Consider the following 25,682-nt stretch of genomic DNA (forward strand, 5'->3'; position numbering starts at 1 on the left):
ATGAACGTAGAGCCGGAAGAATAATTGAAGAAGATTCATCATTATACAATCAAGTGATGCAAGCACTTGAAACCAATGAAAGTATTAGATACGAAGACGGGAAATGGGCTTTCGTTCAATATGACGTAATGGAGTATATTACAAGACTTGAAAAAGCCCAAAAACTGTATAAGAAATCTCAAGAACAATCTAAATTATAAAAGTCATGAAAAAATTATTAATACTACTATTTTTCATACTAATATTCGGTAGTTGTACAACCAATTATTTTTTATGTGAAACCGCAGGTCCTGTAAAGTTATACGCATCGCCAAATACTAACTCGACATATATAGAAGTACCTGTTGGCAAAAACTTAATTTCAACAGGAAAATACAAGAAATACAGAAGAGCTAAATACGGTAACAAAAGAGGTTATGTATATAAAACAAGATTCCTATCAGAAAAGAAAATTCGTTCTTTATCTGATTGGAATTTTGATTCTGAAACATCTACATATAAATATTCGCATTCTAATCATGCACTTAGTAATTCAACAAAATATAAGTATAAGCCAACATCAACTGGTGGTACTGTCCAAGTTAAAGGATACTATCGAAAGGATGGAACTTATGTTAAGCCACATACAAGAAGAGCTCCTTCTAGGAGAAAATAACAAACTAAATATCTAAGATTATGAAAAGAGGAATAATACTATTTTTTTCTTTCTTATTTCCTTGCTTGTTAAATGCCCAACTTTCCACTCAGCAAGATACCATAAGATATGTTATGGCAAATCTAAATTTGAGAGAGGCTCCTAATACGACCTCTGCTATTATTACTCAAATACCTAAAGGCACTCAAGTTACCATAGATGAAGACTGTGAATGTAAATGGATTCCGATAAACTATAATGGATACATAGGATATGTTTCGACTAAATACCTTTCAAAAGAAAAAATAGAATGTACTACTACATACAATAACAGTACGTCTATTAAATATTATACAAATTCAAAGGGAGAAAGAGTACAATCTCCAACTTATTATAATTCCGCGCCTCCTGGAGCAACAGCTTTATGTAGAGATGGAACATATAGTTTTAGCAAAAGCCGTAGAGGAACATGTTCACATCATGGTGGAGTTGCAAAATGGCTAAAATAACAAATTAGACACATAAGATTATGATTGACTTTCTAACCATCATACTCCTAATATTCGGAGTATTGCAAATCATCCTCTTCTTCAAGGTATGGGGAATGACGAATGACATCAAAGAGATAAGGAACAAGTACCTCAAAGACGAGGATGAGAAACGAAGACAAAAAGCAGAATACGACCCATCTCCTAAAATCAGCGGTGGGGTTAAAACAACAATATAGCCGGAATTATTTCCCGGCTTTTTCTTTCCCTATTCGCAAGTTGTGCAAATGTTGTGCAACTATCATAAAAAGAAAATGCTAACAAGTTATCAATGAACCTATTAGCATTTCTCCTTGTGATTCCGTTGCGATTCGAACGCAAGACCCACGCCTTAGAAGGGCGTTGCTCTATCCAGCTGAGCTACGGAACCAGCCTTAATTGCGGTGCAAAGGTACGTTTTTTTACGAATATTGCAAATTTTTGTATCACTTTTTTTTGTTATCTATGTATAAAAGGCTCATTTGTCATATATAAAGTAATGATTAGTTATTTTCATAAACAAGATATACGATATTTATATACAGATACATCAAGACATTTTGCAAATTATCAATGTTATCAATTATGAAAAATAAAAATCTGAAGGAATATTCAAGTAGGGAAAGTAGCATTAATCCATTCGTTCTCCTGTTAACGAAATGGTTCAGTATTATAATGGTTCTGCATGGTATGGTATTCCTGATTTGGAACAGAAACTGAAAGCGCCATTACCGATATTATCGAAAGCAGGCTGTTCACCGATTATGATATTACAGTCCTAATGGCAAACCGCTGATGTACCAAAGTACAAATAAGGCAGTCCATGCCAATAGAATGACTAAAGAATATCTCCAAGTATACTTCAGCAGTGAACCATAAGTAGATTGCCTGTCATATTGCTGCATATAGGTCAAGACAAGCGGCATGTAAAACATAAAAGGAGTAATGGCATTTGTCGCACTATCACCTATACGGAATGCACATTGGGTCATATCCGGCGATATGCCCATACTTGCCAATACCGGAACAAAAATGAAAGACATAAAAATCCATTTAGCTGTGGCAGATACCATAAAAAGATTGACCAGCGCCGTGAAAAGAATAAATAAAATCAATATCCATAAACTACTCAAAGAAGCGGAAGATAACAGATTGGCGCCTAAAATGGCAATGCACTTATCCAAGTGGGAATACTCAAAACAAGCAAACATCTGTGAGGCAAAGAAAGCTATCACAAAATAAACGCCCAGCAGTTTCATCGGCTGTGTAAGTCCTTTTATCACATCACTGTCTGTGCGATAACGACCAGAAGCGAAACCATAAACCATTCCCATCAAACCTATTCCAAACGAAAGCAAGAACAGAATGCCGACTATAAATGGAGAACGAATCAGTCCACCATTGACACTCCGCAGTATTCCCCACGAAGAGAATGTAGCCAACAAAATAATAACAATATACAATAAGCCAACAAATACAGCTCCCAACATGGCTCTCCGCTCCTTGCGTGACAATTGCTTGTAACCATTAAAATGAATATTCCCTACGTACTCTCCCAAACGTGGTAATAAGCTCCTGCTGGTAATATGATAAATGATGAATGCAAGCAAGAACGTGGAAACGAAGAGAAAATAATAATTGCACAATGGTCTTGTCTGCCCCGGAGCGATATTTATCCTATCAGCCGCTTCCTGCGTTACAGAGGCAATCATGGGGTCTAAGGTACTCAAAAACACATTAGCGCTATAGCCACAAGAGACTGAAACATAAGCTGTAATTATACCTCCAATAGGATGCAGACCAACGAACTGGAACAAAGTTGCTGCTATCGGCAGCAGAATAATATATCCTGCATCTCCCACTATATTGGACAACATCCCTAAGACAATGACCAGCAGAATAATGCGCCAGGAAGCACGTTGGTGCCGTACTCCCCTGCGAATACATGCGTCAATGAATCCCGAATGCTCTGCCGCCCCTATTCCAAACATAGCCACAATCACCAGCCCTAACGGAGCGAATCCTGTAAAATTAGTCACGACATGGCGCAGCAGCCAGCGTATGCCCTCTGGACTCAGCAAGCTTTGCACGCGTATTTCTTCTCCTGTCTGCGGTTGCAGCACGCTCAGGCCATAGATATCGAATATCCATGAAAGAAGGATGACTGCCAGAGTTAGCAGGAAGAACATCGTAGCGGGATGTGGCATTCGGAATTTACTCATCGTCAGCTTCCAGATTGTCTATATTCAGGATTCGGAGTTCCAATGCACGCACCACCAGTCGAGTGGCATTCACTCCCACCCGTTCACTGGGTGGGAAAAGACGGCCGACCAAGTCATTCTGCCGTTTCTCCAACGACTTGACCCCAAAAGGAATTCCCCTAAGATTGGCAATCATTTCTTTGGTATAGCCCAATGCCAGATGACGGAGGAAACGCTCGTCATACTCGTCAATATCATAGCTTATGATTGCTTCCTGACGTTTCGCATCATTCAAGACCGATTTCTTGAAGCGCTCCACTATCTTCTCCAGTATCGGATAGTTAAAGACCAGCTTCTTGCCGTCCATCACTGCCTGCACATCGGTTTTGGTTAGCAGTTCTCCGGTTTTCAGGATAATACCGTCGGCACCGGCTTCAAGTACGTCCACCCATAACTTCTCATTTAATATTTCTCCCGTGAATATCAGCACATGAACCCCTGGATAACGTTTAAAGATATTCCGGCAGATGTCCACCCCAATCGTGGTCGAACCTCCCAATCCCAAGTCAAGCAGGACAAGATCTGGCACACCGGCTTCAATCAATGTCCAGAAATCCTGCTCAGTCATAGCAGTACCTATTACTTCCGCATTGGGAATTTCATGGCGGAAGATTTCTTCCGTCCCTTTCAGCTCTAGCTTGACATCTTCAACGATGATTACTTTAAATTTTTTGTCTTCCATATTTCATTTTTTCGGTAGCGTAAAATATATTGTAAAACCTCCTTTCCTTCCCGGTTCGGCATTGATACGGCATCCCCGGCGTCCGGCAAACTCATCATGGTCGCGGATAATCTGCTTGCACACCAGATATTCCGTACCATACAGTTCTCCTTTCTCACCAGCTGCCATGCGGGACAGGTCGGGATAGAACAATTGGTTCAATTCCTCACGGGTCTTTTCCCTGCGCATATCCGTAAACAGAAAACGTATAAACTCCCCTTCTTCTTGAGCCGTCAGACAGACTGTTCCATCCAGAGTTATGCAACAAGCCTCATCTATCAAGTTTTCAAGTAGGAAACGCAACTGGTTCCAGTCACCGGTAATCCGTCCCTCCAACGGTTGTATCCTAAAATCAATATGCGCCTTGTTTCCCTTGTACACTTTGCGGAAATACTTCTCGGCAGTAGCCATAAGCTCCGGCACTGATATTGTCGCACGCCTGAAAGTCACCTCTTCCAGCTGGCGGGAAGCGCATGAACTGAGTATCGTAAAAATACCTTTGTAGTATTCTATCAATTCGCTGATGGCAGCCACCGTTTCCCGCTCCTTCACTTCCGTCTGTCTGCCAGACCGCAGTTTCCCTATCAGTTGCTTTATCTTATTCGGATAATAAATCGTTTCATGCTTGATGGTCGAGAGGCAATTATCCAGCACCATGTTCTGCACATGCAACAAACTGTCCTCCCACGAAGCTCGTCGGGCTTCATCCTGAGCCACTTCGATGTCCCGGTATTTCGTAGCCAACTTGACCACTGCATTGAAGATTACAATGGATACATAACGGGCAATCAGTTCCAAAAGCAAATGATCGGTCTCCTGCTCTGTACCTTCCCTGCGTTCCAGACACAGCACACCTATGCAACGGCACATATTGCCCGCATCCACAACAAGCGGCAATGCCTGTATACCTTTTTCCGATATGTACATTTGCCGTTCAAAGCAACTCTCCATACATTTTCTCCAAACAGGCTGTTCATCCATTACAACATCTTCCAACGGATTGGAAGTATATTCCAACTTATGTGTAGTCTCATTGTATACAGCTATACTTAACCGGTCGATACTCAAAAGTTCGTTCACTGCATCAAAAGCGGAATTTACTATCTGCTGTGGAATTTCCTTCAATGTGTCCTCCTCACGCTGCAACATTTCTTCCGTATCCGAAGCCGGAAGCAGGGATGCATTGAACACCTTTCCATTGATTTCCAATACTTGCTCCAGATTCCAGCGGTTGATCAGACGCTTACGGAAATAGAGTATATAATATCCCAACAATAATGCAAACAGCAAAATCACCGCCAGCAAAACACCTACCATTTTGTTGTTGGTGGAGCGTTCCAATTGTCGACAATATTCTTCCAGAGATTGATCTTCTCCCAACAACTTATATAAAGTGGTGTAGGCTGCATTGTTATAACTGTAGTCATCCCATTGCTTCAATGCAAGGAATGAGACTGCCGCTTCATTCCTGATATCCAGAATTACATGGAAATCCGAGTTAAACATCCGGTTCCACCAATCCAGTTCCGCAGGCATCCCATCTCCCGTCAGCGTCATACAGCGATGTGTAGAAGGGGCATATTGTCTGCAATGTTCGTTCAGGCAATACATTGCCGAATCTATGTATTGTAAGGCCAGTTTATATTCTCCATCTACATTGCAGTAATAAGCTTCATTGGCATAATCGGAAGCTTCGTCCAACAAAGCTTCATATTCGTTCTGTGCAAGCAGTGCCAGAGAATCCGGCCGCACTTCTCCGGAAGCAGGCTGCTCCACAGTATGCCGGCAGGACGACATGCACAGAGACAATACGACGAACAACACCGACACGGGCTTACGGATGCCAGCAAGCAGACGGAAATAGAAACGGCTACCCTTCCCCAGCCCGCTCTCTACATTGAACAGACAAACCTTGAACAAATCATTCGTCTTATGATATTTTTCAATGATGCCCTTGCAGTTCATCAGTCCAAAGCCACTTCCTTTGCTCTTCCTTAATTCTTCCTTGTCGGGAGCGTCATTCATGCCAATGCTTTTCGAATCATAGACTTTTTCTCCCACGATACGGGCTACATCTTCCGGTGACAACCCACAGCCGTTATCCTCTACCGAGATTTCCACATAATTCTCCTCCTGCCGTGCATATACTTTCACCACGCCGCCCCGAGGAGTATATTTACGGGCATTCTCCGCCAGCGTATTTATCATGAACAAGGTAAGAGCTTTGTCTGCCTTTACCAAGATATCCGTTGGCTGCACCTCCAAAGACTGCTTCTTCATCTCGAACGTATGGCTACCCTTCCTTATCAAATCAAAAAGTTCATTCAGCCCGAAAGTCTCTATGTTCAGGCTAAGGCTTCCTTGCTTCATTTTTATCCAAAGAGCAAGAATATCATTGTATTCGTTGATGGTAGTGACCAACTCGTCAATATACTGGTATTTCTCCTCCTTTATCCGCTCCTCTTTGATGAATCCTTTTTGAATCAGTTTCTGCACTTCGTTGATAATACGGTCTATGTAAGGATGAATCCCATTTACAATAGCCATACATGCTTTCTTTATCAGATTCTGCCGTTTGTTTCCCGCTATGTGCTGCTCGTAAATATAGCGTTGCTTTTCCAGCCTGCGGCGTTCGTCGCCAAGGGAGATGGACGTCATGCCGTTGTCGATTGCCCATTGGATATAGGGAGTTATCACCCGTACCATTGCCTGCTCATCCTTGCTCATCCGACGGGGGAACGTCAATTCTCCGTTCTCTATGTGAATATCCTTCACATCAAACAACTTTTCCAGTTCCGGACAGACAGCCGTACGTATGGAATCGACAATTTCCTCTTCAGCCTGCGCATCGGCAGGAATGGACGCTGTTATTTTCTGACAAATATCCAGCATCAGTTGCAAGCGGTGAAGATGCATTTTATTCCGTTCTTTGGAACGCTTGTTGAAGAACCAGAAAAATAGAGATACGAGAACAAAGCCTGCAATGACCAATGACAGCACAACATTCAGTTGTCCCGCCTCCTTTTCCAATGCCTGATAGCGGCTTTCCAGCTCTTTATCTTGGCGTGTATCTTCAAGGATATCCAGATAAATATTGCGGTTATAGTCTGATTTTTCTTTCATCCCGAGCCCTGCATACGAAACGCTCAACTGTTCACGAATACGTGAAATCCATTCAGGTACGGTCTTCAGTTTCTGCTCCATCCATGCCTTCTCCGCACAAATCGTATCTCGGCGGTCAAATGCTTTCAGCCAGTCCAAACTATCGTGGCAGTCATAGAAAAGGCGGTGATGATCATTTACACATTCCAGAGCAAGTTTTAAAGTATCAAGAGCTTCTGTATAGTGACTGTGGGCATTCAGGTATTTGCCGATGGACACGTATGCTCCCGCTATCTGGTACAAATCCTTGTATTGGTTGAATTTTTGCAATGCCAATTGCCCCAGACGCATTGGCAATAGAGAGTCTACCGGTATTCCTAACCGTGTCAGAGCATGGGAACGGCGCTCTAGAAAAAACTCATAATTATCCGGCGAAGCCATCAGATTGGCAAGCCCCTGCACTCCGTTCCCTTCAAAGTAGAGATACCCCTTACGGGATGCCAGCCGCCACGTGATATATAGTTCGTCAAACTCGCACAGTCTCCGTTCATCCGGTGTCTCGCCCTCGCACAAGGCAGCAGAGCCTTTGATGTAATGATAATACAATAACTGGTTGGTATCTGCCAACAGTTTCAGATTTCCGGTTGCTTCATTAATAGAAGCCATCGCTTCTGGACGTTGTTGCAGATAATAATAATAAACGGCAGAAACTATATAAAATTCAGAGCGAGCATAATTCAAGCGCATCAGTTCGTGTTTGTCCACAAAAAGATTGTCATCTTCTGCTATTCTCTTCATACGACGCAAAGCACTGTTGCGATAATCGTAAAACTCCTTGTTCAATGCTGTCCGCTGATAAATCTTCATCAAACCGATGTCGGCAATAAGGAGTTCCAGTTCATTCTTGGTCAGATTATAAACATCCGTATGAAACTTTTCGGCCTGCTCAAAATCCATACGCATGAAAGCACAAAAACCCAGATTATTGGACGCTTCCGCCTTGCCTTGTTTATAGAGGCTAACCTCTCGGTACGCCCTTGATGCCGCATGGCAGGATGAATCCAAGTTCTTGTAACGATAAGCATAGGCCACCTGGTTCAGAGAGTCGACAAGGCGTACTTCCTTCATGGGTGCCGTTCCCACACACGAAACTATTGTTGTACAAAGGCACAACAAACCCGCAAACCATATAGAAGAAAGCTGTTTCATAAAGCAAAGCTACGAATAAATCCGGGAAAGAAAAATATTTTTTATACAATAACTCTTGTTTTATGTAACGGGAAATTCATACCTTTGCACGCAAATTAACAAATAGGTAACATCTATTACACAAATGAGCGAAAAAGCACCCTTTATGGTATTCTCCGGAACAAATTCGAGATACCTTGCAGAGAAAATCTGCGCTAGCCTTGATTGCCCTCTGGGAAAGATGAACATCACCCATTTTGCAGACGGTGAGTTTGCAGTCTCTTATGAGGAATCTATCCGTGGCTCGCATGTATTCTTGGTTCAATCAACCTTCCCTAATTCTGACAATTTGATGGAACTTCTGCTGATGGTTGATGCTGCTAAAAGAGCATCGGCAAAAAGCGTTGTAGCCGTTATCCCTTACTTCGGTTGGGCTCGTCAGGACAGAAAAGACAAGCCTCGCGTGTCCATTGGCGCCAAGCTAGTGGCCGACCTGCTATCTGTTGCAGGTATTGACCGTCTGATTACAATGGATCTTCATGCAGACCAGATTCAGGGGTTCTTCAACATTCCGGTGGATCATTTGTATGCATCAGCCGTGTTCCTCCCCTATATTGAATCCTTGAAGCTTGAAGACTTGGTAATCGCCACCCCTGATGTCGGTGGTTCAAAACGCGCCAGCACATTCTCCAAATACCTCGGTGTCCCTCTGGTATTATGCAACAAGACACGCGAAAAAGCAAACGTGGTTGCCACCATGCAGATTATCGGTGATGTAAAGGATAAGAATGTCGTATTGGTAGACGATATTGTAGATACGGCAGGAACCATTACCAAAGCTGCCAACATCATGCTGGAAGCAGGAGCCAAATCCGTCCGTGCCATTGCCAGCCACTGCGTAATGTCCGACCCGGCTTCTTTCCGTGTACAAGAATCCGCACTGACCGAGATGGTATTTACCGACAGCATCCCCTACTCTAAGAAATGCGCCAAGGTTAAGCAGTTGAGCATTGCCGACATGTTTGCCGAAACCATCAAGCGGGTGATGAACAATGAATCAATCAGTTCACAATACATTATCTAAACGTGAAGCGTTTAGTATTGAAAATTGATAATTAAAAATTAAAGGCTGCGCAGTTCGTCCGAACATTGCGCAGCCTTTAATTTTTAATTATCAATTCTTTAATTTTCCAATCTTCCCATCTTGTATGTTCCTTTCCGTATCACTTTCCCGTTCTTGTCCGTTTCCACAAACGGACCGTGTTTCTTGCCTTGTTTGAAGAAACCTTCATAACGGTTTCCGTTCTTGTCTTCCCGGATGCCGCTACCTTCTTCCATGCCGTTCACAAAACCGCCTTTGTATTTGGTTCCATCAGTCTGAATCAGGGTGCCCTGGCCGTTGAACTTGTTGTCTTTCCATTCACCTTCGTAAGAGTCACCTACATTCCATTTGTAAGTACCATAACCGTCACGTTGGTTATCTTTCCAATTACCCTCGTAAACGGCGCCGCTTACCCACGTAAATGTACCGTGCCCTTCCTGCTTTCCATCCTTGAAACTACCTACATACTTGTTGCCGCCGGCATGGTAATAAATGCCCTCTCCGGTACGTTCACCTTGAACATAAGAACCTTCATAACGGTCGCCTGTATGGAAAAAGTAAATACCTTTGCCATGTTGTATATCATCCTTCCAATCGCCTACATATTTGTCGCCGTTGGCATATTCAAAAGTTCCTTTACCGTCCCGGACATCATTTTTCCACTCCCCGTCATATTTGGAGCCGTCATTCCAGGTCAGTGTTCCTTTGCCGTCTTTCTTGTCATTCTTCCATGAGCCTACATACTTGGAACCGTTCTTCCAGGTATATGTTCCCTGGCCTTCGCGCTTATCATTCACCCAGTCACCTTCATAAATGTCTCCATTGTAATAGTACATGGCTCCTTTCCCGTGCTGGTAATCCTGGAACCACGTGCCGTCATAACGGTTGTTATTCATAAAATAGTAGATGCCCTTGCCATGCTGCTGGTCTTGAAACCATTGCCCCTCATACTTTTCACCGTCGGGAAACATATACGTACCGTAGCCTTCACGCTTGCCCTTCACATACTCGCCCTTGTAAACGTCACCGTTCTTAAAAACGGTCTTTCCCTTTCCATTGGGCTTGCGGCCTTTTATTTCGCCGGTATAGACAGCTCCGTTATCTTTGAACGTATAGGTACCTATCTTTATTTCTGAAGAGAATGTGCTCTTCACTTTATCGAAAAAGCCGCTTTTTTTTTCCTGGGCAGTGGCTTCGCCTTGACATAAGAAAGCCAGAATGAGTGCAGTATATAGATATTTCATTAATTGATAATTGATAGTTGATAATTGACAAAGGTAGGATTTATCCGGTAAAATGATGCGATAACTCCTGCTTTTTATGACATTTTTTTGCCACACACTATTTCTTTTAATTTCTCTTTGCATAAATGACGCCCTGCAAGTTCACGGATTTCTTGCGGGGTAACCTCCTTGACAGCATCCAGTGCTTTAGCAAAGTAAGTATCCTGCAAGCCAGATACCTGCACAAAAATCCAGGCATCTGCCAGCGAGAATGCAGACTCATAACTGCGGCACATGTCGCCCAACATATAGTTCTTCACCATGGAAAGTTCTTCATCGGAAACCAGCTCGTTCTGAAGGCGGTCTATTTCATGATAAACCTCACAGATAAGAGGCTCCACAAATTTGTTGGCAGTTTCAGCACTGACCGCCAACACTCCCTGTCCCGGATAGGGCATGATGGCCGCGGAGATACTGTATGTGTATCCTTTATTTTCCCGAATATTGGACATCAGGCGACTGCCAAAATAGCCCCCGAACAGTGTGACCAGCACGCGGGCCTTCAAGTAGTCCGGATGATTACGGTCCAGGGAAAGCATGCCCATACGGACGGCACTCTGCAGGCCGTCCGGACGTTCGATGAAAATGCGTTTTCCAGAAGCAGTAACCGGCTGGAATTCTTTCTTCTCCGGTTTTCGGAGGTCTGTACCGAAAGCCTCGCAACCAAACAAGGACTCTATCCGGCAGATGCAATCGTCGGTTACCTTGCCTGAAAGGTAGATGCTGCAATTATTGGAATGATAGTAACGGTCATAAAACTCGCGTAGCACTGCAGGGGTGATGCGCCGATAATCCTCCTCCTGCACCAGACGTCCACCGGGATGCTGCCCGCCGTACAGAACCTTCACCAATCCGCGGTGTGCCAGAAAATCCACCTTGGAAGAGTTGACAAGAAACTGCTGGATATTGTTGTCCACAATCACTCCCAGCTCTTTCTCGGGAAATACCGGTTCTTTGACGATAGACTCCAATATGTCAAGCGTTTGGGGAAGGTATTTATTCAGAGAATAAAGGGTGACATAGGCATATTCGGATGCATTGGACAGTTCCAGCCAGGCTCCATAATAATCCAGCTTTTCCGCTATCTCAACGGCATCGTAACGTCGGGTTCCCTCGCGAAGCATGCGATTCGTAAACAACGCCTGCAATGGCTGTTTCTGTTGCCATCGGCCGCCTGCCATGAGAAGATCGATACGTGTCACTTCATTGTCACCGGCATTGAGCACGCTCAAAAGCACGCCATTAGGCAACTTGATACGCTCTGGTCTTTGCACTGCCAGTTGTTCCGGTTCAAGAATCCGGGGTTGGTCACTTCGGTTCAGCATGGGCTTCCAATGAGTTTACAGCCCACGGCTTTTAAGAAATTCTTCTGCGCGTTCCAAATCCTGGGGAGTATCTATGCCGATAGTTTCCACATCTGTGATACCTGCCTTGACAGTGTATCCGTTCTCCAGCCAACGAAGCTGTTCCAATGATTCGGCAACCTCGAGAAATGACTGCGGAAGAGCAGTTATCTCTTTCAGTACCTCAACGCGATAGGCATATAGGCCAATATGCTTATAATAAGTATGGTTCTTCAGCCAGTCCTCCTTCGCCGCATTGCGCTGGTGGGGGATGATAGAACGGCTGAAATAGAGGGCATTCATGTTTTTGTCGAGCACGACCTTCGGAGAGTTCACGTTTTCCAATGCCTCGAAACCATTATCAGCCGTAAAAGGTTTCACCAGAGTGGCTATCTGGGTGGCCGGGACGTCGAAACATGCCTTGAGGGCTTGTAATTGCGAAGGCAGGATGAAAGGTTCATCCCCTTGAATATTCACCACGACATCAAACAGTCCTCCTATTTTCGCACAAGCTTCCCGACAGCGGTCAGTGCCGCTTTTGTGTTCGGTGGAAGTCATAACCACCTTTCCGCCGAATGCCCTGACTGCGGCTTCAATACGCTCATCGTCCGTAGCCACGTATGCATCGTCCAAGACTCCTGCCACTTGCTCGTATACCCGCTGTATCACGGTTTTTCCGCCCAACACCGCCAATGGTTTGGCTGGAAAACGCGTAGACGCGTAACGGGCAGGTATGATTCCTAAAAATTTCATTTCTAATCTTCGTCTTTTAATCTCCTCGTTCCCTTAAGGAGAGGGAGAATGGTATTTATCATAACAGTTGCTTCAATCCTCGCAGGATATAACCACGTTTCAGCTCTTTCGGCTTATAGACCGTCTCGTCACAAGACAACAAGTCTATATCCAGCCGTACAATTTCCCGCTCCTTCTCTTCGGGTTTCCTTCCGGCTTCCCGTTCGATGGTTTTCAGGCAGACAGTGATTTCCTCTGCCGGATTATCAGAAACAAAGCGTGCCACCTGGTTGGAGAACAGATTCGGACGGTGAAAGAACAGAGGTTCCGTCTCCTCCTCTTCCGAGAAACGTATTCCGGGAAAAAGTTCCGTCAAGCGTCTGCGTGCCAGGTCCATGTTCTCCCTCCGCTGCTCGTTGCTCCCGATACTAATCGTATAATCCATTCTCGATTCTCAACTAATTAAACAGTTCGTCGAGTCCCTCTATCGGTTCTTCTATATGGGTATCTCCTTCCAGATTTATATCATCTTTACAGGGGTTATAGCCTTCAGGCAACTGGAATGTTTCATTTTCATCATATCCCAGAGATTTGTCACCGAACACTTTTACCATATATTTAGTCCAGATAGGCAATGCCATGGAAGCGCCTTGTCCGTGAAGCATCGTATCAAAATGAATGTCACGGTCTTCACCGCCCACCCAGCAACCGGATACGAGCGAAGGCGTGAAGCCCATAAACCAGCCGTCGGCATTGTAGTTCGTCGTTCCGGTCTTGCCGCCCATGTCGGCTTTCACACCCAGACGGCGCACACGGACTCCGGTACCTTCGTTGACAACGGCACGCAACATGACCAGCATCTTGTAAGCGCTGGATACGCTGATGACTTCCTGCATTTCGGGAGCAAAGGTTGCCAGCACGTTTCCATCATTGTCTTCGATGCGGGTCACGAACAGCGGAGCTACCCGGATGCCCTTATTGGGGAATGCGGTATAGGCACTCACCATCTCGCCGACTGAAATCTCGCACGGGCCCAGACAGAGTGAAACGGAAGGTACAATATCACGGTTACGGACACCGAAAGTATGTATCAGACGTTTCAAGTTATAGGGATTCAGTTTACTCATGAGATAGGCCGTAATCCAGTTGTCCGAGTTTGCCAGCCCCCACTTCACCGTCACCATATCACCAATCAGCTTTTTGTTGGCGTTACGCGGTGTCCACGGTTTCCCGTTTTCATCAAACAGCGTATATTCTACATGGCGTACTTCGTCACACGGAGAGAATCCGTTCTCCATAGCCAGCGTATAGAGGAAAGGCTTGACGGTAGAGCCTATCTGTCGCCGTCCCACCATGGCCATGTCGTACTGGAAATAATGATAGTTCGGTCCGCCCACGTATGCCTTTACGTGTCCGTTGCGCGGGTCCATGGACATGAAGCCGGCGCGAAGGAAGAATTTGTAGTAACGGATGGAATCCATCGGGGTCATGATGGTATCTTTCTCCCCTTCCCAACTGAATACGGACATCTCTGTCGGCGTATCGAAGGCCTTCTCTATTTCAGTTTCAGTGGCTCCGGCTTTCTTCATGAAGCGGTAGCGGTCGGACAACCTCATGGCACGTCTCAAAATCTCGTCCACCTGTTCCTGAGTCAGACGGAAGGTGTAGGGGGCTTTCTTGGCCCCTTTCTTTTCCTTGAAGAAATAGCCTTGCAGCTCCTTCAGATGCTCTGTTACAGCATCCTCGGCATACTGCTGCATACGCGAGTCGAGCGTGGTATGGATTTTCAACCCGTCGGTGTAGAGGTTGTATTTGGTACCGTCTTTCTTGGTATTCTTTTCGCACCATCCAAAGAGCGGATTGTTCTCCCAGTTGAGTGAATCCTCGTAGTACTTCTGCATTTGCCAACCGCGGTAATCGGCCTTGTCGGGCTTCTCGGCGGTGAGCACACCACGCAGATATTCGCGGAAATAAGTGGCGAGCCCTTCCTTGTGGTCTACACGGTTATATTTCAGTTTCAGAGGCAACGCCTGGAGGGAGTCGCACTCGGCTTCCGTAATATATCCCGCTTTCCGCATCTGGTCGAGCACCACATTGCGCCGCCCACGGGAACGTTCGTTGTAGCGCACCGGATTATAAAGCGACGGATTCTTGCACATGCCCACCAACGTAGCCGCTTCCTCAATCTTCAAATCCTTCGGTTCGCAACCGAAATAGGTAAAAGCAGCAGTCTTGATACCTACCGCATTGTTCAGGAAGTCGAACTTGTTGAGGTACATGGTGAGGATTTCCTCTTTTGTATAGTAACGTTCCAGCTTTACGGCAATCACCCATTCGATAGGCTTCTGAAACAGACGCTCCATCACATTGTCGGCGCCGGGAGAATAAAGCTGTTTGGAAAGTTGCTGGGTGATGGTACTGCCACCGCCGGCGTTCTTCTGCATCAGGATACCGCGCTTCACCACGGCACGCGTCAGAGCGTAGGCATCAATGCCCGAATGCTGGGCAAAGCGTACGTCTTCCGTAGCAATCAAGGCATTGATGATATTGGCAGACAGCTCATCGTAGCCCACAAACACACGATTTTCCTTACTATAGGAATAAGTACCCAATACTTTTCCATCATCGGAAAAGACTTCTGTGGCAAATTTGTAATTCGGATTCTCCAAATCCTCCACCGGAGGCATATAACCTATCCAGCCCTTGGCTATGGAAAAGAATATAAAGACACACACCAGCGCAATCAGTGCGATAAAAATCCATAGGATTTTGACGACCTTCTTTATCATGTTTCAGTTGCTAAAATCAAAGTTCAATAATAGGGCAAAGGTACGGAAATATATTGGATGTGCCTATGCTTTTTATATCTTTTTCAGGATAAGCTTTACGGAACCTATGAAAACACCCGTTCATTTTAACGGAAATTCTCAATGAATTGCAAAACGACCAGAAAAACTTGAAGAAAAAAAACGAATAGGAAAAAACGATGTTGTCGTTGACAGAACGACGACGGGCCGCCATCCGAAATGCCACATGGTAAAAACAACCCATATTTCGCAAAAAATTTTCCCGCACATTTCCGTAGCCCGCATATTTTACGTAACTTTACACTCTCGAAAAGTATAAATGAATTCAACGATATGGAAAACAGAAGTTTAGTCACCATTGCCGAGCATAGCCGGGAAAAAATCCTCTATATGCTCGAGATGGCGAAAGAGTTTGAAGCCCATCCCAACCGGCATATATTGGACGGGAAAGTAGTTGCCACCTTATTTTTCGAGCCTTCCACCCGTACACGCCTCAGTTTTGAGACTGCCGCCAACCGACTTGGAGCACGTGTCATCGGATTCAGCGATCCAAAGGCCACCAGCTCATCCAAAGGCGAGACGCTGAAAGACACCATCAAGATGGTGAGCAACTATGCCGACATCATCGTGATGCGTCACCACCTCGAAGGGGCCGCACGCTATGCCAGTGAAGTCACCACCGTGCCCATTGTGAATGCCGGAGACGGTGCCAACCAGCACCCCTCACAGACCATGCTCGACCTCTATTCCATCTACAAGACGCAAGGTACGCTGGAAAACCTGAACATTTTTCTGGTCGGCGACTTGAAGTACGGTCGTACCGTCCACTCCCTGCTGATGGCAATGCGCCACTTCAACCCTACCTTCCACTTCATCGCTCCCGACGAGTTGCGGATGCCCGAAGAATACAAAATCTACTGCCGCGAGCACAACATCAAGTATATGGAACATACGGACTTTACGGAAGAAATCATCGCAGACGCCGACATCCTTTACATGACCCGTGTGCAGCGCGAGCGCTTCACCGACCTCATGGAATACGAACAGGTGAAGAATGTCTACATCCTGCGCAACAAGATGCTGGAGCATACCCGTCCCAACCTGCGCATACTGCATCCGCTGCCCCGTGTCAACGAAATAGCCTATGATGTGGACGACAATCCCAAAGCATACTATTTTCAGCAGGCACAAAACGGACTATATGCCCGTGAAGCTATTCTGTGCGATGTACTGGGCATCACACTGGATGAGGTGAAAAAAGAGTAAAGGAGTAATTCAATAGAATCGTCTAATAACAAATATATCAAGATGTTAAGCGAAAAGAAACAAGAATTGCAGGTGGCCGCTCTGGAAAACGGCACTGTAATAGACCATATACCCTCCGAGAGACTGTTTACAGTAGTCTCCCTGCTCAGACTGGAACACATGAGCAACAATATCACCATCGGCTTCAACCTCAAGAGCAAGAAACTGGGCACGAAAGGCATCATCAAGATTGCCGACAAGTTCTTCTGCGACGAAGAGATAAACCGTATCGCCGTAGTGGCTCCCAATGTAAAACTGAATATTATCCGCGACTACGAAGTGGTGGAAAAACGCGAAGTCCGCCTGCCCGAAGAGCTGCGCGGAATCGTGAAATGCGCCAACCCGAAGTGCATCACGAACAATGAGCCGATGCCTACATTATTTCATGTTGTGGATAAGGACAATTGCATCATCAAATGCCACTATTGCGAAAAGGAACAGACCAGAGAAGATATTGAAATCATATGAAAGAAGACTGGAAACCCGGAACAATGATTTATCCGCTGCCTGCCGTATTGGTGAGTTGCGGAAGCACTCCGGAGGAATATAACATTCTGACTATCGCATGGACGGGAACGATTTGTACGAACCCGCCCATGTGCTACATCTCCGTACGCCCCGAACGCCACTCCTACGACATCATCAAGCGAAATATGGAGTTCGTCATCAACCTCACCACAAAAGACATGGCGCAGGCCACGGACTGGTGCGGTGTACGCTCCGGAAAGGATTACAACAAATTTGAGGAAATGCATCTGACACCCGGGAAAAGCACCGTAGTCAGCGCGCCTCTTATCGAAGAATCACCGCTTTGCATAGAATGCCGGGTAAAGGAGATTATGGCTCTCGGTTCGCACGACATGTTCATAGCGGATGTGGTAAATGTCCGTGCCGATACCCGTAATCTGAACCCTGAAACCGGCAAGCTGGAACTGGCGGAAACAAATCCCCTGGTCTATGTGCACGGCGGATATTATGAGCTGGGGGAAAAGATAGGCAAGTTCGGATGGTCAGTGGAGAAAAAGAAGTAATAATGCAATTAAAGGTTTTAAGAGATGGAGCTGCGACGAATCTTGATGGGTTTATATCTGTTGGCCTTTCCTGCCATGATGTGGGGACAGACTCCGGTTGTGCCCGGCACTGCCGGCAAAGAGCATTCCGGACACCACAAGGAAACTCCGGTCAATTTCGGTTTCAAAGGCGGTTTCACCTCTTCCTTATTCCTTGTATCCCAGTTCAGCGTCAACGGAATGCCCATTGACGAAGTGCAGAACAATTACAAGATAGGATATTTCGGTTCCCTTTTCATGCGGATAAACTTCGACCGCCACTTTCTGCAACCGGAAATTTCCTACAACATCAACCGGTGCAACATCACTTTCGAGAAACCTCTGCCCGAAGACGCCGCATCGGGAGCCCTGCCGGAGGAAGCCTCCATTACATCATCCATTCACAGCATAGATATCCCCGTCATCTACGGATACAACTTCATCAAGGAGGGGCCGTACAGCCTTGCTGTCTTTGGCGGTCCTAAAGTGCGCTATATATGGGACCGGAAAAGCGACATCGACTTCGAAAATTTCGACCAGATGAATATCCGTGAAAGGCTTCGCCCGCTTAATCTCAGCTTCACGGTTGGCGTATCCGTCACCATATCACGCGTCTTTTTCGACTTCCGTTACGACATGGGACTGCACAACATCTCCAAGAGCGTGACATACGACATGCCGGCCGACAACAACGCTGCAAACGAAAATACGAAAAACGAAATCCGTTTTCACCGCAGGGACAATGTGCTGAGTTTTTCTTTCGGAGTGTTCTTTTGACAGTAAATTTCTTCCTTTTCTTTCAATTTATTCATTTATTTCCCGTAAATTTGTACGCTTAATAAGAGAATACAGATTTATCAAACTTATCTAATAAGCAGAATGAAAAGAGATGATTTAATTTTCGAACTTATCGAAAAAGAACACCAACGTCAGCTCAAGGGCATTGAACTGATTGCATCAGAGAACTTTGTAAGTGACCAGGTTATGCAGGCAATGGGCTCCTGCCTCACCAACAAGTATGCTGAAGGATATCCCGGCAAACGTTACTATGGTGGTTGTGAGGTCGTGGACCAGAGTGAGCTGATTGCCATTGACCGCCTGAAACAAATCTTCGGCGCAGAATGGGCCAACGTACAGCCGCACTCCGGTGCACAAGCCAATGCAGCCGTATTCCTCGCCGTACTCAACCCGGGTGACAAATTCATGGGACTGAACCTTGCACACGGCGGTCACCTCTCCCACGGCTCCTTGGTCAACACTTCCGGTATTATCTATACTCCCTGCGAATATAATTTGAATCAGGAGACCGGACGCGTGGACTATGACCAGATGGAAGAAGTCGCCCTGCGCGAGAAACCCAAAATGATTATCGGCGGCGGTTCTGCTTATTCCCGCGAATGGGACTACAAGCGCATGCGCGAAATCGCAGACAAGATAGGTGCTATCCTGATGATTGACATGGCTCATCCTGCCGGACTGATTGCAGCCGGTGAACTGGATAACCCCGTGAAATATGCCCACATCGTGACCTCTACTACCCACAAGACTCTGCGTGGTCCGCGTGGTGGCGTTATCATGATGGGTAAAGACTTCCCCAATCCCTGGGGCAAGAAAACTCCGAAGGGAGAAATCAAGATGATGTCCCAATTGCTGGATTCAGCCGTATTCCCCGGTATTCAGGGTGGTCCGCTGGAACACGTCATCGCTGCCAAAGCTGTTGCCTTTGGCGAAATCCTGCAACCGGAATGGAAAGAATATGCCAAGCAGGTGAAGAAAAACGCCGCTGTCTTGGCACAAGCCTTGATAGACCGTGGCTTCACCATCGTTTCCGGCGGTACGGACAACCACTCCATGCTGGTGGACTTGCGCAGTAAATATCCCGATTTGACCGGTAAGGTTGCCGAGAAGGCGTTGGTATCTGCCGACATCACCGTAAACAAGAATATGGTTCCCTTCGACAGCCGTTCGGCTTTCCAGACTTCCGGTATCCGCCTGGGTACTCCTGCCATCACAACCCGTGGCGCCAAGGAAGACCTGATGCTCGAAATTGCCGAGATGATTGAAACCGTTTTGTCCAACGTAGACAACGAACAAGTCATTGCAGAGGTACGCGCACGCGTCAATGCAAAGATGAAAGAATATCCTCTGTTTGCTTATTAATAAGCAACAGGAGGAAATTAAAAATTAAAGGCTGCGCGAGCTTTGAACTGCGCAGCCTTTATTTTTAATCCTCCATTCTAAACATGCGCCCGTACGTTTAGCTCAGCCCTTCTATATTTCCATCCACAATGTCAATGCGTTCGGCTTGTGGTTTCTTTGGCAATCCCGGCATACGGAGGATTTCACCGGCAATGGCTACAATCATTTCCGCACCGTTGTTGACTACGATATCCTTGATGTGAAACTCAAAGTTGTTGACTGCACCGTATATCTTCGGGTCGGCAGAGAAGGAATACTGTGTTTTGGCGATACAGACGGGGTAATGGCTGATGCCCATCTGCTCTATCAGTTTGATAACCTTGCGGGAATGGAGACTGTAAGTCACTACGCTTGCTCCGTAGAGGTTGCAGGCCACCTTTTCAATTTTACGTTCCACGCAATCGTTCTCCTCGTAGGTGAAGGTCAGCGGTTCGGATGGTTTGTTCTCGATGGTATCTACCACCAGATTGGCAAGGTCAACGGCTCCCTCTCCTCCTTTGGCAAAGGCATTGTTCACGGCAAACCCTACATTGAGCTTTTCTTCGCAATGGCGGCGGATAGCCTCCACCTCCTCGTCCGTATCACTGGCAAAACGGTTGAATGCCACGATGACCTGCTGGCCGAATGAACGCAAATTGCGTACATGCTTGTCCAGGTTGCCGAAGCCCTCTTTCAGTCCCTCCATATTGGGTTCCTTGATGCAGTCCAGACTGACGCCGCCATGCATCTTCAGTCCTTGTGCGGTAGCAACGATTATCGTCAACTTGGGCTGTAGGCCACTCTTGCGGCACTTGATGTTGTAGAACTTCTCCGCACCGAGGTCAGCCCCGAATCCGGCTTCTGTCACCACATAATCGCCGAATGTCATTGCCATTTTTGTAGCAAGAATGGAGTTGCAACCATGAGCAATATTGGCGAACGGTCCTCCATGAACAAAAGCGGCAGTACCTTCGGTAGTCTGCACCAGGTTGGGATTGATGGCGTCTTTCAGCAAGACAGTAATGGCACCGGCTACGCCTAACTCTTTCACCGTAAATGGAGTACCATCGAAACGGAATCCCAGAATAATGTTCTCGATACGGCGACGGAGGTCATCCAGGCTTGTTGCCAAGCAAAGAATGGCCATAATTTCGGAAGCCGGAGTAATGTCGAATCCCGACTCCTCGGCAATGCCGTTGGTGCTCGGTCCCAATCCGGTGACAATGCTGCGCAAGGAGCGGTCGTTTACATCAAGTACACGCCGCCAGATGATTTCTTTCAGCCCGAATCCGTCCGCCTGATGCTGGTACAAGTAATTGTCGAGCAAAGCGGAAATCATGTTGTGCGCGGAAGTGATGGCGTGAAAGTCTCCCGTGAAGTGCAGATTGATTTTTTCCATGGGCAGCACCTGGGCATACCCTCCGCCGGCGGCACCGCCTTTCATGCCGAAGCAAGGACCTAACGAGGGTTCGCGCAAAGCCACAATCGCTTTCTTGCCAATCTTGTTCAGCCCCAATGCCAGACCGATGGACACGGTTGTTTTACCGATACCCGCCTTCGTAGCCGTGATAGCCGTCACCAGTATCAGATTACTTTTCTTCACTTTCTCTTCATCAATCAGATGCGTAGGAATCTTGGCTATATAACGGCCATAGTTCTCTACCTCGTCACGCGGAATCTCCACACTCTCGGCCACCTGCTTTATCTTCTTCAGCTCTATGCTGCGAGCTATTTCAATGTCAGATTTCATACAGAGTCTTTTCTTTAAATAACAACTTTAATATTTTGCTTCAAAGTTGCAAAAGTACGAAAAATCCCCTACTATTCCATCAGTTTTTCCAGTTTCTCCAACAAACTGCCTTTTCTATAACCGGACCACATCTCTACAACCTCTCCTTCCGGAGATAAAAATACATAGCGAGGGATAGCACCTGAACTATACCTAGCATACAAACCGTGATTTCCTTTCAAGTCATTCAAATTCCACCAGCTAATGTCATGGTGGCGCGAAGCTATCTCCCAGTTGGTTTTATCATCAATACTCAAACTGACTATCACCAGACAATCTTCGTATTTCTTGCTGATTTCTTTCATTTCCGGCAATGCCATAAGGCAAGGTCTGCATCCACGGCTCCAAAAATCCATTAAGACTGCTTTCCCTTTAAAGTCGGACAGACGGTGTACATTTCCTTGCAAGTCGAACAAATCGCCGTCTGCTGCCTTTTCCTGTGCAGCTACCGCCTTGACAGGAAACAAATAGGCTTGGATGTCCAAAGCTTCCGGTGTATGACGCTGTTCCTCAGTAAGTCTGGCATATAATTCCTCTACTTCTTTACGGTAAGGATAACCTTTTGTGTACTTCACTCCTATTGCCAAGCTTTTCAGGTTATCCATCCAAACTTCTTCTACCGGCAATTGCTTCATTCGGGCTATTACATTGGAGGCTATACGGAATTTTAAATCATTTTCCACTTTTTCCAAACTGTCACGCAAAGCAACGACCTTTGCCAGCACCTCCTTATCATCCGGTTTCCGGGGATATTTGCGCATCAATCGCATGTGCTCCATTCTATTCTCCTGATTATGGTTCCATAAATCCCGTGAATCGTTTACAAAAAGCTGCCATATCTTCTGTTGCGGCATTTCACTTTCCACCTGCCAGGTGTAGATGTTCATATCCTCGCCCGTCAAGCGGATATGGGAACCTTCCTTAGCCCAAAGGGACAATCCCATACTATACAGATTACCGTCACGAATCATCAAACTCAAACGTTCTGTATCTGTTTTAGAGATAGGTATTTCAAAACGAAAACTGTCTCCCTGAAGGGTATCTGTCGCAATACTGTTTTCCACGTCTCCTTCCATCCGAAATAGATTCAGGCAGACTCCTTGCTTCACATTCTTTACTTTTCCTTCAATGACACAAGTACCTTGCGCCTGCATACAAACGCTTATTAATAACAGAAAAACAGCGCTTACTACCTTCCTGCAGTTCATATCCTTTATCGATTTTGATTAACAATGAACAATGATACTAAGAATAAAAGGAATTACGAAAATATCGTACCCCCTTTTATTCATATTTAACATCGACCTTTTTTATTGGTAACTATTCAGCGAATAATTACTTTTTATTTGAACCGCGACGTATCCACCGCCTCCCGTTGCTTCTCCTTATATCCTCCGAACTTATAGGTGAACGATACACCTGCTTCGCGGAAGCATGAGTAACGGTTCGTCACATTCTGCGTCCTGAAACGGATGCGGGGAGAAATCTGTCCCGTCTCAAAAAGGTCATTGCAGTAGAGGTTGAGGATGGCTTTGTTCTTGGCGAAGCCGTAGCGCAGGGCGATATTCACATGGCCCGACGCTGGCAGGTCGTAGATGCCCTGGATGGCTTTGCTGTGCACAAATCCGGTCACCGTCAGCTTCAAGTCGGGCTTGGTGGAGAGAGTAAAAGTATTGTTCATCTGGGCAATGCCATAACATTGTTTTCTGTCGAAAGGAATATCCCAGAAATCACCATCCTTTTCGCGGTGCCACAAGCCGATGAGGGTAAGGCGCGAGTTCAACAAATTCTTCACATTAAATGGAATAGAGGCTTGTATGCCTGCTTGTTGCTGACAGTCGAAACTGAGTGTCTTGTAGATTTCAACCAGACGTTCGGAGGATTGGTAGAGCGTCTGTACGGAGTAGTCCTTGGTGTGATTGAACCAGGCGCTGAAGATGTATTTGCTTTTCAAAATATAGGTCATTTTCACCCCATACTCTTGTGCCGGTTTCAGCAACGGATTACCATGCAGCTCGGAATATCCGCCACCGATGTAAGAGACGGCATCCTGCACGGCCCAGTAGTCGGGATAGTCCTTGTCACTGCTCAGGGAGAGTTGGAGGATATGTCCCGGGGCAGGCATATAGTTCAGGTTGAGGATGGGATACCAGTCCCACTGGCTCCAGACGGGAGTCTTGTAATGCTCCACGGCAAGAGAAGCGTCCAAGACAAGGTTGTCGCCGAAACTCTTGCTGAAGCCGGCATAGACATTCCAGGTCTGCTCGCGGCGGTGGGACTTCATATTGCTCAAGGCATCCGACGAAGTCAAACGTTCACCGGTTTCGGGGTCGTAATAATACTGATAACTGTTGTCGATGCCGGTGGTGTAGACGGCTCCGTAGTTCAAGTCCCAGCCTTTGCCCAGACTGTGTTCCTGTGCCAGAAAGAACTTCCAGCGATTGATGCGCTGGCAGTCTTCCGTGTAGAAATCGAGTTCCTCGTCCTGCATGCGGCTATGTAGTAGTTGGTCGGACGGAGAGCGGTAGTAGGTCAGTTCGGCACCGGCTTTGAGGCCGAAAGGAGCGCGGTAGTCCAGACGGCCGTTGTGCAGCCAGTCGGTGCTGTTGCTGCGAGTGGTAGAAACTTGGGTACCGGTGATATCCCTGTGATTGTGACCGGTGGAATAGGCGCCGTCATAGACGAAACTCAGCTGATGGTCCTTGGCGAGGTCATAGTCCGCTCCTGCCCGGAAGCTGTGGGCATGGCTGCGGCCACGGCTCACCTCATCTGTTGTCATGGGGTGAACCGAGCCGTCTGCCAAGGTGTGCACAGCCTCTTTACCGGTAGTAGAGTAGCCGCGGCCATGGCTGTGCGAGTAAAGAAAGTCTGCTGAGAATTTATTCTTGCTGAAGAGCAGGCTGGCGCGTTGTTCAAAGCCTTCGTCGTGTTTTTGGCGATACTTGGCGTAGAGTTCGCCTTGCCAGGAGCCGGGGCCGTCTGCCGATTGTTTCAGGGTGATATTGACAAGTGCGCCACGCACCTGGTAGCGCGCAGGGGCATTGTACATCACTTCCGCTGTCTCGATGCGGCTGGCAGGAATGCTGCGCAGCAAGGCATAGAGCTGCCCGGTACCGAGGGTGGTTACTTTGCCGTCCAGGATAACGGTGACTCCCTGGCCTGCCAGTTGCAGCCCGCCATTCACCTCGATGACGCCGGGAAGCTCTTTCACGGCATCGTAGGCATTGTCCACGGGGAGATTCCGGATAAGGCGGGGCAGGTCATACACCAGTTTGCCTTGTGCTGCCTTTACGATGGGGCGTTCACCGGTAATCATCACCTCCGGCAAGGTCTGATAAAGGCTGTCCAGACGGGCATCGGTCGTGACAAGGCTGTCAGCGCTGAGGATGCGGTTGCCGTCCGCATCGGAGGTGGTTGCAGTGCCGTTGTTCTCTTGTGCCGAAAGACTGATGCTCAATGCACAGCATACAATAGGGAGTAAATAGAATCGTTTCATGTTCTTCTTCATATTCATGTTTATATTCTTCTTCTGTGAATCTTCATCCGCAAAGTACGGCAGAATCAGCAGAAACTTGTGTTATCAGCGGCTTACCAAGTGTTATCCAGTGTTATCGGGAGTGTTATTTAGTCTTATCGGATGTCAGGGTTCACAACATTAATC

The 25,682-nt window shown here is 46.5% G+C and carries 20 protein-coding genes and 1 tRNA gene; 9 read left to right on the forward strand and 12 right to left on the reverse strand.

All coding sequences use genetic code 11. The features are described 5' to 3' along the window. Nucleotides 1-205 precede the first annotated feature (205 nt). From M1B78_RS02760 to M1B78_RS02770, 3 genes are read left to right on the forward strand one after another with little or no spacing between them, the layout of a single operon-like run. Complete coding sequence (locus M1B78_RS02760; protein ID WP_133303599.1) at nt 206-655, forward strand: hypothetical protein; 450 nt, start codon at nt 206-208, stop codon at nt 653-655. Nucleotides 656-675: 20 nt separating this feature from the next. Then, nucleotides 676-1,143 (forward strand): DUF3761 domain-containing protein, encoded by a 468-nt coding sequence (locus M1B78_RS02765; RefSeq protein ID WP_117880755.1) that lies wholly within the window; start codon nt 676-678, stop codon nt 1,141-1,143. A gap of 20 nt (nt 1,144-1,163) precedes the next feature. Next, nucleotides 1,164-1,361, forward strand: coding sequence for a hypothetical protein (locus M1B78_RS02770; RefSeq protein ID WP_022400758.1), 198 nt, complete (start codon nt 1,164-1,166; stop codon nt 1,359-1,361). A gap of 117 nt (nt 1,362-1,478) precedes the next feature. Here the strand turns inward: M1B78_RS02770 and M1B78_RS02775 are convergent. From M1B78_RS02775 to M1B78_RS02790, 4 genes are all read right to left on the reverse strand, one after another. Continuing rightward, nucleotides 1,479-1,552: transfer RNA gene (locus M1B78_RS02775), tRNA-Arg, on the reverse strand. Nucleotides 1,553-1,931: 379 nt separating this feature from the next. After that, complete coding sequence (locus M1B78_RS02780; RefSeq protein WP_257939827.1) at nt 1,932-3,383, reverse strand: AbgT family transporter; 1,452 nt, start codon at nt 3,381-3,383, stop codon at nt 1,932-1,934. Next, nucleotides 3,376-4,104, reverse strand: a complete 729-nt coding sequence (locus tag M1B78_RS02785; RefSeq protein WP_257932420.1) for a DUF5932 domain-containing protein — start codon at nt 4,102-4,104, stop codon at nt 3,376-3,378. Before M1B78_RS02785 ends, M1B78_RS02780 begins: the two co-directional genes overlap by 8 nt. Before the next feature lie 3 nt (nt 4,105-4,107). Beyond that, the gene (locus tag M1B78_RS02790; protein ID WP_257939828.1) at nt 4,108-8,454 is read right to left on the reverse strand and encodes a DUF5113 domain-containing protein; all 4,347 of its coding nucleotides are present in this window, start codon (nt 8,452-8,454) and stop codon (nt 4,108-4,110) included. A gap of 124 nt (nt 8,455-8,578) precedes the next feature. Between M1B78_RS02790 and M1B78_RS02795 the strand changes: the two genes are divergently transcribed. Further along, the gene (locus M1B78_RS02795; RefSeq protein ID WP_168354302.1) at nt 8,579-9,517 is read left to right on the forward strand and encodes a ribose-phosphate pyrophosphokinase; all 939 of its coding nucleotides are present in this window, start codon (nt 8,579-8,581) and stop codon (nt 9,515-9,517) included. 98 nt (nt 9,518-9,615) lie between these two features. Here M1B78_RS02795 and M1B78_RS02800 read toward each other — a convergent pair whose 3' ends face one another. The 5 genes from M1B78_RS02800 to M1B78_RS02820 all read right to left on the reverse strand — a co-directional run bounded on the left by M1B78_RS02800 (nt 9,616) and on the right by M1B78_RS02820 (nt 15,682). Then, nucleotides 9,616-10,779 (reverse strand): phosphatidylinositol-4-phosphate 5-kinase, encoded by a 1,164-nt coding sequence (locus M1B78_RS02800; protein ID WP_257939829.1) that lies wholly within the window; start codon nt 10,777-10,779, stop codon nt 9,616-9,618. 74 nt (nt 10,780-10,853) lie between these two features. Next, nucleotides 10,854-12,143 carry a M16 family metallopeptidase gene (locus tag M1B78_RS02805; RefSeq protein WP_257939830.1) on the reverse strand — a complete coding sequence of 430 codons (1,290 nt, stop codon included), beginning with the start codon at nt 12,141-12,143 and terminating at the stop codon, nt 10,854-10,856. A 15-nt stretch (nt 12,144-12,158) separates the two neighbouring features. Further along, on the reverse strand, nt 12,159-12,914 hold the full coding sequence (gene kdsB, locus M1B78_RS02810; protein WP_257939831.1) for a 3-deoxy-manno-octulosonate cytidylyltransferase: 756 nt from the start codon (nt 12,912-12,914) through the stop codon (nt 12,159-12,161). 58 nt (nt 12,915-12,972) lie between these two features. Beyond that, on the reverse strand, nt 12,973-13,338 hold the full coding sequence (locus M1B78_RS02815; protein ID WP_257939832.1) for a 2-amino-4-hydroxy-6-hydroxymethyldihydropteridine diphosphokinase: 366 nt from the start codon (nt 13,336-13,338) through the stop codon (nt 12,973-12,975). Between the two features lie 13 nt (nt 13,339-13,351). Continuing rightward, nucleotides 13,352-15,682, reverse strand: a complete 2,331-nt coding sequence (locus M1B78_RS02820; protein ID WP_257939833.1) for a transglycosylase domain-containing protein — start codon at nt 15,680-15,682, stop codon at nt 13,352-13,354. A 351-nt stretch (nt 15,683-16,033) separates the two neighbouring features. On the opposite strand from M1B78_RS02820, the gene pyrB reads away from it, so the two are divergent. From pyrB to glyA, 5 genes are all read left to right on the forward strand, one after another. Continuing rightward, nucleotides 16,034-16,966 (forward strand): aspartate carbamoyltransferase, encoded by a 933-nt coding sequence (gene pyrB / locus M1B78_RS02825; protein WP_257939834.1) that lies wholly within the window; start codon nt 16,034-16,036, stop codon nt 16,964-16,966. 42 nt (nt 16,967-17,008) lie between these two features. Then, the gene (gene pyrI / locus M1B78_RS02830; protein WP_136009962.1) at nt 17,009-17,473 is read left to right on the forward strand and encodes an aspartate carbamoyltransferase regulatory subunit; all 465 of its coding nucleotides are present in this window, start codon (nt 17,009-17,011) and stop codon (nt 17,471-17,473) included. After that, nucleotides 17,470-18,036 (forward strand): flavin reductase family protein, encoded by a 567-nt coding sequence (locus tag M1B78_RS02835; protein WP_136009963.1) that lies wholly within the window; start codon nt 17,470-17,472, stop codon nt 18,034-18,036. Before pyrI ends, M1B78_RS02835 begins: the two co-directional genes overlap by 4 nt. Nucleotides 18,037-18,060: 24 nt before the next feature. Beyond that, nucleotides 18,061-18,831 (forward strand): porin family protein, encoded by a 771-nt coding sequence (locus M1B78_RS02840; RefSeq protein WP_176468674.1) that lies wholly within the window; start codon nt 18,061-18,063, stop codon nt 18,829-18,831. 102 nt (nt 18,832-18,933) lie between these two features. Then, a complete protein-coding gene (gene glyA / locus M1B78_RS02845) occupies nt 18,934-20,214 on the forward strand; it encodes a serine hydroxymethyltransferase (protein ID WP_136009965.1) in 1,281 nt (426 codons plus the stop codon). Between the two features lie 97 nt (nt 20,215-20,311). On the opposite strand, the gene M1B78_RS02850 is transcribed toward glyA, so the two are convergent. From M1B78_RS02850 to M1B78_RS02860, 3 genes are all read right to left on the reverse strand, one after another. Next, nucleotides 20,312-21,982 (reverse strand): formate--tetrahydrofolate ligase, encoded by a 1,671-nt coding sequence (locus M1B78_RS02850; RefSeq protein WP_257939835.1) that lies wholly within the window; start codon nt 21,980-21,982, stop codon nt 20,312-20,314. A gap of 71 nt (nt 21,983-22,053) precedes the next feature. Next, entirely contained in the window at nt 22,054-23,229 is a 1,176-nt protein-coding gene (locus tag M1B78_RS02855; RefSeq protein WP_246866912.1) for a TlpA family protein disulfide reductase, read from the reverse strand. Nucleotides 23,230-23,363: 134 nt separating this feature from the next. Beyond that, nucleotides 23,364-25,517: a TonB-dependent receptor gene (locus M1B78_RS02860; RefSeq protein ID WP_176468698.1), complete on the reverse strand. Its 2,154-nt coding sequence runs from the start codon at nt 25,515-25,517 to the stop codon at nt 23,364-23,366. Nucleotides 25,518-25,682: the final 165 nt, after the last annotated feature.

It is taken from the genome of Bacteroides muris (ex Fokt et al. 2023) (assembly GCF_024704895.1).
Taxonomy (GTDB): Bacteria; Bacteroidota; Bacteroidia; order Bacteroidales; family Bacteroidaceae; genus Bacteroides; species Bacteroides muris.

Coding starts and splice junctions, on each gene's coding strand:
- M1B78_RS02785 (WP_257932420.1), bottom strand. CDS start 4,104: ATGGAAGACAAAAAATTTAAAGTAATCATCGTTGAAGATGTCAAGCTA.
- pyrB (WP_257939834.1), top strand. CDS start 16,034: ATGGAAAACAGAAGTTTAGTCACCATTGCCGAGCATAGCCGGGAAAAA.
- M1B78_RS02835 (WP_136009963.1), top strand. CDS start 17,470: ATGAAAGAAGACTGGAAACCCGGAACAATGATTTATCCGCTGCCTGCC.
- glyA (WP_136009965.1), top strand. CDS start 18,934: ATGAAAAGAGATGATTTAATTTTCGAACTTATCGAAAAAGAACACCAA.
- M1B78_RS02765 (WP_117880755.1), top strand. CDS start 676: ATGAAAAGAGGAATAATACTATTTTTTTCTTTCTTATTTCCTTGCTTG.
- M1B78_RS02860 (WP_176468698.1), bottom strand. CDS start 25,517: ATGAAACGATTCTATTTACTCCCTATTGTATGCTGTGCATTGAGCATC.
- M1B78_RS02790 (WP_257939828.1), bottom strand. CDS start 8,454: ATGAAACAGCTTTCTTCTATATGGTTTGCGGGTTTGTTGTGCCTTTGT.
- M1B78_RS02840 (WP_176468674.1), top strand. CDS start 18,061: ATGGAGCTGCGACGAATCTTGATGGGTTTATATCTGTTGGCCTTTCCT.
- kdsB (WP_257939831.1), bottom strand. CDS start 12,914: ATGAAATTTTTAGGAATCATACCTGCCCGTTACGCGTCTACGCGTTTT.
- M1B78_RS02805 (WP_257939830.1), bottom strand. CDS start 12,143: ATGCTGAACCGAAGTGACCAACCCCGGATTCTTGAACCGGAACAACTG.
- M1B78_RS02815 (WP_257939832.1), bottom strand. CDS start 13,338: ATGGATTATACGATTAGTATCGGGAGCAACGAGCAGCGGAGGGAGAAC.
- M1B78_RS02820 (WP_257939833.1), bottom strand. CDS start 15,682: ATGATAAAGAAGGTCGTCAAAATCCTATGGATTTTTATCGCACTGATT.
- M1B78_RS02850 (WP_257939835.1), bottom strand. CDS start 21,982: ATGAAATCTGACATTGAAATAGCTCGCAGCATAGAGCTGAAGAAGATA.
- M1B78_RS02770 (WP_022400758.1), top strand. CDS start 1,164: ATGATTGACTTTCTAACCATCATACTCCTAATATTCGGAGTATTGCAA.
- pyrI (WP_136009962.1), top strand. CDS start 17,009: ATGTTAAGCGAAAAGAAACAAGAATTGCAGGTGGCCGCTCTGGAAAAC.
- M1B78_RS02855 (WP_246866912.1), bottom strand. CDS start 23,229: ATGAACTGCAGGAAGGTAGTAAGCGCTGTTTTTCTGTTATTAATAAGC.
- M1B78_RS02800 (WP_257939829.1), bottom strand. CDS start 10,779: ATGAAATATCTATATACTGCACTCATTCTGGCTTTCTTATGTCAAGGC.
- M1B78_RS02795 (WP_168354302.1), top strand. CDS start 8,579: ATGAGCGAAAAAGCACCCTTTATGGTATTCTCCGGAACAAATTCGAGA.
- M1B78_RS02780 (WP_257939827.1), bottom strand. CDS start 3,383: ATGAGTAAATTCCGAATGCCACATCCCGCTACGATGTTCTTCCTGCTA.
- M1B78_RS02760 (WP_133303599.1), top strand. CDS start 206: ATGAAAAAATTATTAATACTACTATTTTTCATACTAATATTCGGTAGT.